Origin of the sequence: Natronorubrum sulfidifaciens JCM 14089 (assembly GCF_000337735.1) — an archaeon.
GTDB lineage: Archaea > Halobacteriota > Halobacteria > Halobacteriales > Natrialbaceae > Natronorubrum > Natronorubrum sulfidifaciens.
The window spans coordinates 105525-119016 of sequence record NZ_AOHX01000046.1 but is presented as its reverse complement, the minus strand read 5'-3'; the positions used below and the strand labels follow the sequence as shown (position 1 = coordinate 119016).

At 62.7% G+C, this 13492-nt stretch carries 11 protein-coding genes; 5 read left to right on the top strand and 6 right to left on the bottom strand.

All coding sequences use genetic code 11. From position 1 onward, the window contains the following. The first annotated feature begins 261 nt into the window (after window positions 1–261). Entirely contained in the window at window positions 262–924 is a 663-nt protein-coding gene (locus C495_RS15295) for a glycerophosphodiester phosphodiesterase (RefSeq protein WP_008164495.1), read from the top strand. 6 nt (window positions 925–930) lie between these two features. On the opposite strand, the gene C495_RS15290 is transcribed toward C495_RS15295, so the two are convergent. The 6 genes from C495_RS15290 to C495_RS15265 all read right to left on the bottom strand — a co-directional run bounded on the left by C495_RS15290 (window position 931) and on the right by C495_RS15265 (window position 9914). Continuing rightward, the gene (locus tag C495_RS15290; protein WP_008164494.1) at window positions 931–1329 is read right to left on the bottom strand and encodes a secondary thiamine-phosphate synthase enzyme YjbQ; all 399 of its coding nucleotides are present in this window, start codon (window positions 1327–1329) and stop codon (window positions 931–933) included. A gap of 106 nt (window positions 1330–1435) precedes the next feature. After that, entirely contained in the window at window positions 1436–2140 is a 705-nt protein-coding gene (locus tag C495_RS15285) for a HEAT repeat domain-containing protein (protein ID WP_008164493.1), read from the bottom strand. A gap of 75 nt (window positions 2141–2215) precedes the next feature. Next, the gene (locus C495_RS15280; RefSeq protein WP_008164490.1) at window positions 2216–4243 is read right to left on the bottom strand and encodes a SpoVR family protein; all 2028 of its coding nucleotides are present in this window, start codon (window positions 4241–4243) and stop codon (window positions 2216–2218) included. After that, the gene (locus C495_RS15275; protein ID WP_008164488.1) at window positions 4236–5561 is read right to left on the bottom strand and encodes a DUF444 family protein; all 1326 of its coding nucleotides are present in this window, start codon (window positions 5559–5561) and stop codon (window positions 4236–4238) included. The genes C495_RS15280 and C495_RS15275 overlap by 8 nt, the downstream gene beginning before the upstream one ends. Next, the gene (locus C495_RS15270; RefSeq protein WP_008164487.1) at window positions 5552–7840 is read right to left on the bottom strand and encodes a PrkA family serine protein kinase; all 2289 of its coding nucleotides are present in this window, start codon (window positions 7838–7840) and stop codon (window positions 5552–5554) included. The genes C495_RS15275 and C495_RS15270 overlap by 10 nt, the downstream gene beginning before the upstream one ends. A gap of 1 nt (window position 7841) precedes the next feature. Next, the gene (locus C495_RS15265; protein WP_008164485.1) at window positions 7842–9914 is read right to left on the bottom strand and encodes a PrkA family serine protein kinase; all 2073 of its coding nucleotides are present in this window, start codon (window positions 9912–9914) and stop codon (window positions 7842–7844) included. Between the two features lie 602 nt (window positions 9915–10516). Between C495_RS15265 and C495_RS15260 the strand changes: the two genes are divergently transcribed. The 4 genes from C495_RS15260 to C495_RS15245 all read left to right on the top strand — a co-directional run bounded on the left by C495_RS15260 (window position 10517) and on the right by C495_RS15245 (window position 13487). Next, window positions 10517–10975, top strand: coding sequence for a DUF5820 family protein (locus C495_RS15260; RefSeq protein ID WP_008164483.1), 459 nt, complete (start codon window positions 10517–10519; stop codon window positions 10973–10975). A gap of 179 nt (window positions 10976–11154) precedes the next feature. Beyond that, on the top strand, window positions 11155–11601 hold the full coding sequence (locus C495_RS15255) for a UPF0179 family protein (RefSeq protein ID WP_008164481.1): 447 nt from the start codon (window positions 11155–11157) through the stop codon (window positions 11599–11601). 69 nt (window positions 11602–11670) lie between these two features. Beyond that, window positions 11671–12357 carry a PHP domain-containing protein gene (locus C495_RS15250; protein ID WP_008164479.1) on the top strand — a complete coding sequence of 229 codons (687 nt, stop codon included), beginning with the start codon at window positions 11671–11673 and terminating at the stop codon, window positions 12355–12357. Beyond that, complete coding sequence (locus C495_RS15245) at window positions 12354–13487, top strand: asparagine synthase C-terminal domain-containing protein (RefSeq protein WP_008164478.1); 1134 nt, start codon at window positions 12354–12356, stop codon at window positions 13485–13487. Before C495_RS15250 ends, C495_RS15245 begins: the two co-directional genes overlap by 4 nt. Window positions 13488–13492 lie beyond the last annotated feature (5 nt).

Below are 13492 nucleotides of genomic sequence, written 5' to 3'. Positions count from 1 at the left end.
ACGCCCCATAACGAGTGAGCCCGTTTAACGATACGTACTAATCACGTTGGCACTCGAGGACGTGTGGTCGACACACCAGCCGTCGCCCGTCGCCAGATGCGGATGCCGAGACCGCCCCACCGCTGCCAATCGCCTGATGCGGATTGCTGTCCCTGTGTCCCGCTGATCGCCAGCACGAGTCGGCGATCGGCGGTTAGTGTCGACAGGAAACCGTATGAGACAACGTGGAACTAAAGCCGGTCACCACCAATGTGTCGATGAATGCGTTTGATCGCCCACCGTGGTTTCGCCGCGACGGCCCCCGAGAACACGATCGCAGCGCTCCAGTCAGCAGCCGAATACGCAGACGCCGTCGAGTTCGACGTTCGACGCTGTGGCTCGGGCGAGCTCGTCGTCATCCACGATGAGACGATCGACCGCGTCACCGACGGCGTCGGGACCGTCGCCGACATCCCTCTCGAGGAGCTTCGAACGTACACGGTCCTCGACTCGGGTCAACGGGTGCCGACACTCGAGGAGGTGCTCGAGGCGCTCCCGACGACGGTCGAGATCAACCTCGAAATGAAAGCGTCCGGGATCGCAGCGGACGTCCTCGAGGCACTCGCCGATGTCGAGAATCGGGTGGTCACGACCTCGTTTCAGCTCGCCGAACTGCGAGCGATCCGGGAACTCGACCCCAGCCAGCCGACAGGGCTACTCGTCAGTCGCGACCTCGAGACGCCCGTGACGACGGCCGTCGAACTCGACTGTGACGTTATCGGCGCGAACTACTGGCGGTGTCTGTCGACGTGGCTCGTCCCCCGTGCAACGGCCGTCGACCTCGAGATCCACGCGTGGTCGCTCGAGTACCGGGCCGTCGCAAAGCTCCTCGAGTGGCGGGGTGTCGACTGTGTGTCCGCGGATCGCCCGCTTCGAGTCTCCTGACGGACGCTACTCGCTGACGGACGTCACCGACACCGTCCTCGTCCGTGGTCCGTCACACTCGAGCAAGAGGACGGACTGCCACGTCCCGAGTGCCAACTCGCCGTTTTCGACCGGAATCGTCACATCCGGGCCGACGAGTGCCGCCCGGAGGTGTGAGTCCGCGTTCCCGTCTAGCTGGTCGTGTGCGTGGCCCTCGTCGGGGACGAGGTCTCGGAGAAACGATTCGATGTCGCCGCGGAGTCGTGGTTCGGGTTCCTGTACGAGAAGGCCGGCCGTCGTGTGCCGGACGAACGCGGTTACGGTCCCCGACTCGAGGTCGTCGGGGACGGCGTCGGCAAGCCGGTCAGTCACGTCAACGGTCGTCAGCCAAGCGTCGGTCGAGACCGAAACCGTCGTCTGTGGCATACGCCCCCCATGCGAGCCAGCGACCACTAGTTTGGGGTCATCAGAGAGTCACTGCCCATCGGTGTCCACCCGGTCGTCGGCTGCCGGACGATCGGTGTGGCACCCGTCAATCATCACTCGAAAGCTCCGCCAGCGCCCAGTCGGCCTGCTCTCGAACCGTCGACGACGGGTCCGAACTCGCACGCGCCGCAAGCTGGTCCGTGACCCCCTCGCAATCGCCATGGCCGAGCGCAGCACACGCGCTCGCACGCACGCGTTCGTGATCGTCCGCAAGTAACGCGAGCAGCGATTCTTGGACAGGTTCGATCGCCCCCGGCGCTTCGGCTGCGATGTGAGACAGAGCCACCGCGGCGTTGGCACGCGTCTCCCAGTTGTCGGCCGGTTGCTGGTCGCCGATCTCGGCGATCGACTCGACGTGATCGACGAGGGCCACCGGGTGCTCGGCGGCGAGCGTCTCGAGGCCGCGACAGAGTTCACGGGTCGCTGGCTCCGTCGGGTTGTCGACGGCAAACGAGACGAGTTCGTCGGCCGACGGCGCAACATCGGACGGCGATTCGGCTGCGAGTTCAGCCAGACAGTACGCAACCCGTTCGTGGTCCTCGAAGGAGGGCTGCTCGAGCAGCCCACGGAGTTTCGGCACGGTTGGAATACACGCCGCTGGCCGTTCGGTCAGCGTGTCGTGGATCGTCTCGACGGCCGCCCGTTGCTCGGCTGGGTCATCCGTATCGAGCTGTGCAAGCACTGACGGCAGTTCGAACGCGTCCCCCTCGGTTCGTCGCTGCTGAATCGTTTCCCCCCCTTGCCCATCCATTACATCCCGAGCATGTGCGATCGACGGTAAAAGCTTTCCGGGATTTGATTCGAATACTCCTGAACAAAATAAATATCAGGCGAGCCATTCGTCCGGCTTGGTGTCGTAATCGACATCGTCGGCTGCCAGATGGTCGACTTCCTCCCACGGGACGTCTTCGATCGTCACATTGGTTCCATCATAGCGAAGTAGTTTGCCACGCTCTTCGGGTTCGGGTTCCCGATTGCGCCGTTTCGCCACCTCGATATCGTGGTCGTCGACCTCTTTGACGATCGTGAGCAGGTTCACCGGCCGGCCCCACAGTTCGAAGATGCGTTTGAGCGTCTCGCGAGCCTGTCCAAGGTCCAGCATGACGCCGTTGTACTGGTGGCCCAACAGCAACTCGTTTGCGTTGTTGTAGTTGCCGTCGTAGACCGCGATCGTCGGCTTCCCGAAGTTCGTAAACTGCAAGAGCAGCTTCTTTTTGACGTCTTCGGCCGCGTCGCTTGCGACGTGGAACTGACCGGTCGCCTTGGAGTGTTCGTAGGTGAAGTAGTTGTTCTCCGTGATGAACTCCGGCGTGAGGAACTCATCCAAGAACGTCACGTCGTTGTGGCTCTCGCGGATGTCGAACATCCGATCCCAACCCGTGGTGAACTCGACGTCTGCGAGTGCTTCCTCGATGCTTCCATAGCGTGCATCGTCGAAGAGATACCGCCCGATCTGTTCGACGTCCTGCTGGCTGACTCGAGTCAGGAAGCCGCGGTGTTGGCGCTTGACCAGCGAGTAGTGCCGGCGCGCCAGTCCCTCGTAGGTCAACACCTTCCATGGATACTGCTCGACATCGATCTCGCCGTCACGGGCCGCCGCAAGCGCCTCGTGGTCGACCCACTCCTCGGGGACGTCCTCGAGTGCATCCAGCGTCTCGGGCGTGATCGTATCGATCGCGGCAGGTGCCTCAAGCGTCTCGAGGACGCTCTCGAAGTCGACGACGTCCATCAGGTTTCGCCAGGAGACGCCCTCGACACGAAGCAGGCGCTCTAAGACCTCTCGGCGGTTCGTTCGGTTCTCGACGTACTCCCAGAGTTCCATCCCGAGGCTGTAGGGGTTGAGCCCGCCCGACGCAAGGACCTTCGCCATGTGGTCGGCGTAGTTCATGAACTCGTCGTCGCCGGCGAAGGTCTCGTCGGTCATCATCGTCGACTCCCAGTAGGCAGCCCAGCCTTCGTTCATCACCTTCGTCATCTTCTGAGCGGCGAAGTAGTACGCCTCCGCGCGCATCATATCGAGAATGTCACGTTGCCACGCGTCCATCTCGACCGCCCGACCGGTCTCGTCGTCGTACTGCTTGCCGTGTTCGCGAACAAAGGCGAGGACGTCTTTCTGAGGTTGTTCGGGGAACGTCGTCTGGACGTCGTTCTCCTCGAACTTCTCGAGCCACTCGTCGTCGAAGACCTCGCCTTTGATCTCGTCGGAGAGTCCGAGTTCGTCCAATTTCTCCGCGATATCCTCGTCGATCGCGTCGGCCGGGCCGTCGACGTCGAGTCGTCGTTTGAACACCTGATGCTGGTCGATGTTGTCCTCGAGGCTGAGACAGTGGTCGATCCACTTCTCGACTTCCGCACGGTCGATCTCGGAATCGGACATGTACTCGTCGATCGCCCGGGCGTGGCGCTCGAGCATGGCCGCAGCGTTGACCGCGTCTTCGTCGACCCGACCGCCGGTAAAGAGGCCGAACCACTCGTTGTTCGCGAAGAAATCGGAGTGAGCCTCGACGTGAGTGATGACCGCCTTCTGGTCGGCGATCGTGTTCGACTCCTGGAGAAACGCGTGGGCCGGGTTGTCGTTGTTGACGATTTCGAAGGCCTTGCCGCCGCCGTACTGGCCCTGTTTCTGTTGCTTGTCGTACTGCATCCCCCACCGCCAGTGAGGGTATCGACTCTGGAACCCTCCGTAGGCGATGAGTTCGTTCATCTCGTCGTAGTCGATGATCCAGTACTTGACCGGGTACGGCTCGAGGCCGAGCTTTTGGGCCAGGTTTCTGGCCTCCGTAACCGGCTCTTCTAAGTCGCTGGCGATCGCCTGTTTGCGGAATCGATCCGCGTTGGAGTTGCGTTTACTCATCTGTTTCACCCTCCGTCGAGAGAATCTCGTAGATCGCGTCGGTCACGTCGTCTTTGCTGTTGACGTACGCCACCGCGACGTCGTCGGAATCGGTCCCGAAGTGGCGCTCGAGTTCCTCGGCGTGGGTCGCGTTGATGGCGTTGCCGCTTGGCTGGGTCTCCACGTAGGCGTGAAGGTTGGCGGGAATCTCTTCCATTCTCGGAATGACGCGCTCTTCGGTGTCGTTGCTCGAGTTCTCGGAGTCTCCCGCGGCGAAGACATAGCGGTTCCAGTCGCTCCAGGGGTACTCCTCTAACAGTTCGGCCGCGAGGTCGTACGCACTCGAGATCTTCGTCCCACCGCCGCTGCGGATGCCAAAGAAGTCGTCGCGTTCGACCGCCCAGGCGTCGGCGTCGTGGGCGATGTAGATGAACTCGGCGTTGTCGTACTTGCCCTGAAGATACCAGTCCAGCGGCGTGAACGTCCGTTCGACGAGTTCGCGTTTCTTCTCGCGCATCGACCCCGAGACGTCGCGGATGTTGACGACGACGACGTTCTTCTCTTTTTCCTCGATGATCTCGGGGTAGCGGTAGCGTTCGTCCTCGCGGCGGAAGGGGACGTGTTTGATCCCCTCCCGGCGAATCTTCTGCTGGACGCTCTCGCGTTCGACGTTCGCTTCGACCGCCTCGATCGAGGCCCACGTGCCCCGTTCCTCGTCGGGAATCTCGCTGTAGGCCTCCTCGACCCATGCCATCGACACCGGCAGGCTCTCACCGCGGGCCCACTCGAAGACCTCGCGGGGCTCGATGCCCTCGACCTTACAGAGTTCGCGCAGGAACTCCTCGTCGAAGTCCATCGCGAGCTTTCGCTTGAGACCCTCCTTGAACATCCGCTCGAAATCGAGCGTGCTGTCGGGGCCCGACCGGGTGAGGTCGGTAAACGGCCCTTCTTTCTCCTCGATCACGCGCTTGCCTTTCGGCTCTAAGTCGAGCCCGAGTTCCTCGTCGAGTTCTTCGGCGAACTCCTCGGGGTCCATCTCGTAGTACTCGTGGTCGCCGCCCTCCTCACCGGGCTCGCCGTCGTCGCCGTCGTCGTCACCCGGCTGTGGCTGGGGTTGGCCGACCGGCTGGCCGGTGTCGGGCGTTCCGCCGTCGCCTTGCCCGACGCCACCCTGATCGCGCTGATCGTACTCGAACTCCGGCAGCGAGACGATCTTGACCGGGATCTGGATCGATCCCTGTCCGCCGGCGAGGTCGCCGTACTGGATGAAGTCGGCCAGATCCTCGCGGCGCTGTTCGCCCACCTCACGGAATCGCTCGAGGTCGTCTCTCAGTCCCATCGGTAGCTCACCTGTCCCATAACGTGTCTGCTGGTCAGTTCGGCCGACGCCTCGGAGTAGTCGAAGCGCTCGACCATCGTCTCGATCGTGCGGTCTTTGACCGCTGCGGTCTCCGTCCCGCTCGGTGGGTCGTCCCACTGGCGGGGGTCGAAGTCCTCGAACGTTCGTTCGACGTCGTCCCAGTCGTGGCTCTCGAGAACGGATTTGATCACCGGAATCGCGGTGAGATCGACGTCTTCGACGGCGAAATCCTCGTCGCGGTGTTCCCACGCGTGGCGGTTCAGTGACGTGATCACCTTCTCACGGCGGAAGTTCCGGACGCTCTCGCGTGGCACGTTGCCGTCGTACTCGGCCTCGGAGAAGCGGCCGAGGTGTTCGACCTCGAACAGCTTCATCTTCAGTGGGTCCGGCTCGACGCGCTCGCCACGGTCGTTGTACAGCGGTTCGTCGGTCTCCCACGCGTAGACGTTTTCGACGTACTCGGCGACGGTCTCCTCGTCGACGCGTTTGTCGTGCATGATCGCCTCGATGACGTCCGACTCCTGACGGTCGAAGACGTAGTTTTTCACGGGCACGATCCGGTTTTCGAACTCCGAGCGCTCGCCCATCGAAAAGACGGGTGCGTTCGCGAGCCCCTCAGCCATCGTGTTCAACACGTCCCGTGGCATCACGACGTCCTCGACCGACAGTTCGGGATGGTGTCGATCCCGGTCCGTCTGGAGGAGTTCCGCAAGCGTGTCCCGCGTGTAGGTCACCGGAATCCCGTGTTCGCCGTCGTGGGCGTTGTCATCGAAGTCGAACTCGTCTTTCTCCCGGCGGGAGTCGCCTTCCTGCAAGAAGCCCTGATCGAAGATCAACGCCTTATCGACGAGATCGAGACCGTTCGGCAGGCTCTCCTCGTCGAGCCGGGTGACGACCGCATACAGCGCGGCCGCCTCGATCGCGTGGGGTGCAAACTCCTGTGGTCGGGGCTCGCCGGTCTGATCTTTGACCGTTACCGTCACCGGCTCTCGGATCCGGTCCTCGAGTTCAGCGTAGCTCTCGGCCTCCCAGACCGACGTCTCGTTGGTCAGTTCGCGGCGAATGAGCTCACACTCGAGACTCAAATTCGTCAGGTAGCCGAACTGGTGTTTGTCCAGCCGTCGCTTGAGCGCTTTCAGCGGGTCCATCCCGTTTCTGTCCGAATGTTGGTTCAACTGGGCCTCGAGATCGGGGTTCGAGATGATCAGCATCTGCGTGTCGATGTCCATTCCGATCCCCTTGTCCAGTTTGACCGACTGCTCGTCGGGGACGTTCAACAGCTTCTGGAGCAAGTCGGCGTGTTGGGCTGCGTCCTCGACGATCGTCAGGACGCCGTTGCCCTGCGAGAGGACGCCGTCGTAACTGAACGCCTGTGGGTTCTTCCGACCCCGCGAGTCCAGTTCCTGCAACATGCCGTGCATCCACGAGCCGACGAGTCGTTCCTTCGGCGACCCATCGTCTTCGGAGTGGAGGACTCCCACCCCCTGTCCGATGTCGACGACGTAGTTTTTCACCCGCAGGTGGTCGTCGTCGATGATCGCCGAGAACAGCGCCTCCTTGCCCTCCCGGCGGTAGCGTTCCTCTAAGAAGTCATACGCCTCCCGCGAGAACGGATCGAGCGCCGCATCGACCCGGACGGGGACGTGGTCCTCGAGGTCGCCGTTTAAGTCCGCGAGCACCCGTTCGCGGACCGACTCGGGGAACACCGACAGCGGATGGGTCTGGACTGGACTTTCGTACCAGTGTTTGTCGTCCATCGCGGTCGGATCGCTGTCGCCGTAGCTCAGTCCGCGATCGTCGGCTCCAGCCGTGGTCACGTTCCATTCGACGGTGTAGCGGCGGCCCTCGGGCGTCTTCGAGTACTCGCGCAGTCCGTTGACCAGACAGCGCTTGAGTTCGGATTTGCCCGTCGCGGTCGGTCCCTCGAACCAGATGATCTTCTCGTCTTTCGCCCGGCCCGAAGCGATCGATCGCAGATCGTCGACGAACCGGTTCAACACCTCGGTGTTGCCCAAGATCGCGTGCTCGCCGTCGTTGTGTGGATCGTCGAAGAAGCGATAGCGCTCGTTCTCCTCGCCCTCCTCGACCACGGTTCGGGTGCCCGCGGCTTCGATCGCCTCGAGCAAGTATTTCGAGGCGTGGGAGGCGATCGTCGGGTTCTCGAAGATCCGATCGACGTACGCCGCGAGGCTCATCGGCTCTTCGTAGGTCTCTTCTAGCGTGCGGTCAGCCTCGGTGACGTAGTCGTTGCCAGTCATATCAGTCTTCCATCTCTGCTTTGGCGACCTCCGCGCCGGCGAACTCGAGTACTTCTTTGGCCCCTGCCTCGGAGTAGCCCTGTTCGATCAGCGCGTCGATCCACGACGAGCGTTCGTCGTCGTCGAACTCGTTGGCGCTGACCAGCGCCGAGAAGTTGATGTTGTGTTTCTTGTCCTCCCAGAGCTTTCGCTCCAAGGCGCGGCGCAGGCGCTCGTTGTCCTGCGGGTTGAACGCCTCGCCCTCGCGAGCACGGCGGGAGACCCAGTTCGACACTTCCTGGCGGAAGTCCTCTTTGCGGTCTTCGGGAATGTCGAGTTTCTCCTCGACGCTTCGGAGGAACGTCTCGTCGGGTTCTTGCTCGCGACCCGTGAGTTCGTCTTCGATCGTGTCGTCGTCGATGTAGGCCATCACGTGGTCCATGTACTTCTCGCCCTGACGCTGGATCTCGTCTAAGTCGTAAGCCAGTGCATGGCGGACGTCCTCGATGGCGCGCTCTTTGTACTCCTCGCGAACCATCTCGAGGTAGCGGTAGTACTTCTCGAAGTTGTCTTCGGGGATCGAGCCGTGGTGCTCGAGATTCTCCTCGAAGAAGTTAAACACCGTCAGCGGCGAGAGGAAGCCGCGCTGGCGGTGTTTCGAGTCCATGATCGCCTCGGCGATTTCGTCGCCGATAAACCGCGGCGAGATGCCGACCATCCCTTCGCCGATTTCGGCTTTCGCGGCGGCTTCCTCGCGGAGTTTCTTGACGTCGATGTCGTCGCCCTCGTCGATCTCGTCGTTGTACGCCTTCGCCTTCGAGAGCAGGTCGACCGTCTCGGTGTCGGGCTCTTCGATCCGCGTGAGCACGCCGAACAGCCCCGCCATCTCTAAGGTGTGGGGCTCGACGTTGATGTCGGGGACGTCGGCGTTGGAAAGCATCTTGTTGTAGATCAGGGCCTCGTCTTCATACGAGAGGACGTACGGGAAGTCGATGCGCTTGGTGCGGTCGTTGAACGCCTCCATCTTCTCGTCGCCCTTTTTGTCCTTGTACTCGGGCATGTTCGTCCGCCCGACGATCACCTGGTCGATGTCGATCCGCGGGTTGTTCTTTGGCTTGATCGTCTGTTCCTGGGTCGCGTGCAGGAAGTCATAGAGGAACTCGCGCTGGAGTTTCAGGAGCTCTTCACCGCTGAAAATTCCCCTGTTCGCGTTACAGAACGCCCCGGAGTAATCGAACGCGCGTGGATCGCTCTCGCCGTAGATGGCGATCTTCGAGTAGTTGACGTCGCCCGTTAGCTCCGTCTCGTCCTGATTTTTCTTGTCCTTGGGCTCGAACGTCTCGAGTCCCTGGCGTTTGTTCTCGTCGGCGACGAGCCGGATGATCTCGACGTGGTTCTCGAGGACGGCCTGAAGGTCGTCGTCGTAGTACGCCAGCAGCTTGTCCATGTAGAACTCGCTTTCCGGATCGAGCGCCTGCTCGTTCTGGATGGTGTAGGGTGCGTCGAGACGCTCATTTAGGTCGTCGATCACCTGCTGGCGCTGCTGGACGGGCAACAACACGAGCGGGTCCTGATTCATCGGCGACCGAACGGTGTCGTCAGCGGGGTCCTGGTCTTTGATGACATCACAGAGGTTCGTCCAGCGGAAGGTGTACATCCGCCCCTCATCGCGGAGGGTGTAGTCCTCGAAGTACTTTCGAACCTGCTTGTCGAAGTGAGATTTCCCGGAGCCAACCGGCCCGAGCAGGAGTTTGATCCGCCGTTCCGGACCCAGTCGACGGGCACCCGACTTGACCTTGTTCACGAACTCGTGGATCGACTGGTGGATCACCGTCCCGTAGAAGGTGTTCTCACCGTCGTTCAACGGGTCCTCCGAGGCGAGTTTGTACTCGACCATTCCTCGGGTCTCGTCGTAAGACGTCCCGTAGTAGTCGAACATGTCCGCAACCCGCTGGTGGGCGTTGCGGGTGACCTTCGGGTCCTCGTACAGCGTTTCGAGGTACCAGTCGAAGGACTTGGTCTCCCGCAGGTCTGCGGGCATCGATTCCTTGTAATCCGTACTGAGCTTCTCGAGTGTCTCGATGTCACCGGTCATGGTATCATTGCCAGTTGCGGTCTCCCCCGTCTGCATCGTCCGTAGTCATACGGACCGTGTTCGGAGCGGACGTCGTCCGACCAGCCGTGGCATCGTGGTCGAACCGTCGGAATCCGTCGAACTGCATCGTCGACAGACATGGTGTCACTGTCGCGTTCGGGTCGCGCCTCGAGTGGCAGGCTCGTCGGGCGTTCCGAACCGCAGTAGGCGGCGGTCTGTCGTGTCATATGTGATCGATCACCACGTGCCGTTGCGCGAGGTCCGTATCGGGGACATGAACAACGGTGCGCCGGGGACGGACGCAGGGTGAATCGGTCCGTCGGACGGATACCGATAGTGTTTAATGAGTGAGTAATCCAGCTACTTAGCTTTAGCCCCAAAAGATATTTATCAGGAGCTTATTGCAGGCAAATACTACCAGAATCGTATACAGATATTCGGTACCACACCACTCAATCGAGCAATCGCGACATAAATTATCGGCTTGCAGGGTCCGGGAACGCTCGCGCGCGGCTGGCCCGCGGCTCGCGCGAGTCGAGTTCGATGACGACACTCGAGTCCGTCTCCGACAGTATATACGGCCGGCGAGGGTAACACGACGTATGACTGATACGGCGTCCGACGACGACTCCGAACGGCTGCGCTCGTCGCTTGCGGACGGTTGGGACGTCTGGAGCCACGGCGACGACGGCCGGCTCGTACTCGCATACCGGCCGGACGTCTTCAACGGCGATGACTTCCCTGCGGCCTGTCTCCCCACGCTGTACGTGACCCACGGCAAGCGAACCCGCCGCCCCGGGACGAATCCGACCACCCGAACCGACGAAACTGACTGGTACGTCACGCTCTATCTCGAGCCCGACGTCTCCGCCGAGAACGAGCGGTTTCCAACACAGGACGACGCCATCGCCCGTGCACTCGCGCTCGCTCGCGCGTTCGCCGAGGGTGAGGTCGACTACCGCGGCCTCTATCAGGTGCCACGAGAGACGTACTTCGAGCGACTCGACGAGTTGACTGGACCGACAGCCGCGGACGACGCCTCCGACTCGGCCTCATACTGACGGGCAACAGTCAGTACACGCCTGATCGCGTCTCACGGCGCGTCGACGACGGCGACGCGCGTTCGCGTGCGATCGGTGCGTGAATCGTTTGTCCGGCAGTATAAGCCGCCAGCAACGCCGGCTCGAGTGTGTGCTGTCCGGACGTGAGTCTTAACCGCGGCCGGGAACTACCCACCACCATGTCCACCGTTACGCTCGTCGGAACTCGCCTCGCCGAGCCCGACACCGAGTTCGTCTATCACGGCGAGGCCGACGCCTGTGCCGGCTGTCCCTACCGGAGCCAGTGTCTCAATCTGAACGAGGGGAGCAAATACCGCATCACATCCATTCGCGAGAACGCTCAGACCCTCGAGTGTGCCATGCACGACGGCGGCGTCCGCGCGGTCGAAGTCGAGCCCGTCTCCGTTCGCGCGAACATCACCTCGAAAGGCGCGTTCGCCGGCAGCAAAACGAGCTTGCCCGGCTCCTGTCCGTACGTCGACTGTCCGAGCCACGAGTACTGCGAACCCGACGCGGTTGAGTTCGACACGGAGTATCGCATCCGCGATATCATCGGCGACCCGCCACACGACGTCTGTCACCTCGATCGATCGCTCGAGTTGGTCGAACTCGATCCCGACGAGTAGCCGACGGTCGGAGTCACACCACGGACCGGGGTGTTTTTGATCGATCCACCCTAACCATGGGACATACACGTGCTGTCGGTTGAACTCCACGCTCACTCGTCGTTGTCCTATGACGGCCGAGATCCGGTCGAACTGATCTTAGAACAGGCAGACGCCGTCGGCCTGGACGCGATCGCCGTGACCGACCACGACGAAATCGACGCCAGCCTCGCCGCCGCCGAGCGCGCCCCCGAATACGGACTGGTCGGCATTCCGGCGATGGAAATCTCGAGCAAAGCCGGCCACATTCTGGGGTTCGGACTCGAGGAGGCCGTCCCGCCCGGACTCTCCTACGAATCGACGCTCGAGGCGATCCACGATCAGGGCGGCCTCGCGGTGATTCCACACCCGTTCCAGGAGTCACGCCACGGCGTGATGGCTCGGGTCTCCCGCGACGAACTCGCCATGGGCGATGCGATCGAGATCTACAACTCCCGACTGCTGACCGGCCGAGCGAACCGTCAGGCCGAGCGCTTCGCCAGGTCCCGTGAACTGCCGATGACTGCCGGGAGTGATGCACACATCAGCGAGATGGTCGGTCAAGCCGTGACCCGTGTCGACGCCGACGAGCGCTCCGTCGACGCGATCCTCGAGGCGATCCGCGCCGGTCGCACCTCCGTCGAGGGCAAACGAACACCGTGGCGGATCAGCTTTCAACAGGCTGCTGGCGGCGTTTCGAGACGCGTCAGAAACGGCGTTCTGGGGCTGTTCCGATGAGCCCGACGCTGCGCGGTGCCGACGCCGAACTCGTCCGTCGAGCGCTCGAGCACGACGAGCCGTTGCCAGGGACGGTCGGCTTCGCCGGAGAACTCGACGGGACACTGGTCCGAGACGTTCTCGGCCGCGTTCCGCTGTACGTCGAGGCCGACCGTGACCCGACGAACCCCGACACCCAGTGGGCGTTCGAGCCCACCGCCCTCGAGGTACCCGAACTCCTCCCGCCGGGATCGACGCTGGATTTGACAGCCGAGACCGACCCCGAGCCCCGGTGGACGCTCCCCGAGCCGCCACTCGAGACGGACCACGACGCGGCACTCGAGCGGCTCTCGGACGCGATCCGAACGGCGACAACTGACGCCCGATCTGCCGACCACGACATCGCCGTCGCCTTCTCCGGCGGCGTCGATTCGGCGCTGGTCGCCGAGTTGCTCGACGCGCCACTTTTCGTCGTCGGCTTTCCCGACAGCCACGACGTCGAGGCCGCCCGGACGGCCGCCGATGCGATGGGCCGCGAGCTAACCGTCGTCTCCCTCGAGCCCACGGATCTCGAGCGCACCGTGCCCCACGTCGCCCGTGCGATCGGCCGAACGAACGCGATGGACGTCCAGATCGCGCTGCCGCTGTCGCTGGTCGGCGAACACGTCGCCGCCGAGGGCTTCGACGCGCTGGCAGTGGGACAGGGAGCCGACGAGCTGTTCGGCGGCTACGAGAAAGTCGTCCATCTCGACCACCGTGTCGAGGCCGAAACGACCCGCGGGGCCGTTCGCGAAGGGATCGCGACACTGCCCGACCAGCTGCCTCGCGACCGCCACGCAATCGAGGCGACGGGGCTCGAGCCAGTCATGCCCTTGCTCCACGACGCCGTCGTCGACGCAGCGCTGCGGCTCCCCGATTCGTTGCTGGCCGACGAGGACGAACGCAAACGCGCGCTTCGGCTCGTCGCTGCCGACGTGCTCCCCGAGGACGTCGCCAGACGGGATAAAAAGGCCGTTCAGTACGGCAGCCTCGTCGCCCGCGAACTCGATCGCCTCGCCCGACAGGCCGGCTACAAACGCCGAATCGACGACCACGTCACGAAGTACGTCCGCTCGCTGCTCGAGGACGAACCGGTCCCGCCGACGGAGTGACGGGA

Coding starts and splice junctions, on each gene's coding strand:
- C495_RS15295 (WP_008164495.1), top strand. CDS start 262: ATGCGTTTGATCGCCCACCGTGGTTTCGCCGCGACGGCCCCCGAGAAC.
- C495_RS15285 (WP_008164493.1), bottom strand. CDS start 2,140: ATGGATGGGCAAGGGGGGGAAACGATTCAGCAGCGACGAACCGAGGGG.
- C495_RS15280 (WP_008164490.1), bottom strand. CDS start 4,243: ATGAGTAAACGCAACTCCAACGCGGATCGATTCCGCAAACAGGCGATC.
- C495_RS15260 (WP_008164483.1), top strand. CDS start 10,517: ATGACTGATACGGCGTCCGACGACGACTCCGAACGGCTGCGCTCGTCG.
- C495_RS15275 (WP_008164488.1), bottom strand. CDS start 5,561: ATGGGACTGAGAGACGACCTCGAGCGATTCCGTGAGGTGGGCGAACAG.
- C495_RS15270 (WP_008164487.1), bottom strand. CDS start 7,840: ATGACTGGCAACGACTACGTCACCGAGGCTGACCGCACGCTAGAAGAG.
- C495_RS15255 (WP_008164481.1), top strand. CDS start 11,155: ATGTCCACCGTTACGCTCGTCGGAACTCGCCTCGCCGAGCCCGACACC.
- C495_RS15290 (WP_008164494.1), bottom strand. CDS start 1,329: ATGCCACAGACGACGGTTTCGGTCTCGACCGACGCTTGGCTGACGACC.
- C495_RS15245 (WP_008164478.1), top strand. CDS start 12,354: ATGAGCCCGACGCTGCGCGGTGCCGACGCCGAACTCGTCCGTCGAGCG.
- C495_RS15265 (WP_008164485.1), bottom strand. CDS start 9,914: ATGACCGGTGACATCGAGACACTCGAGAAGCTCAGTACGGATTACAAG.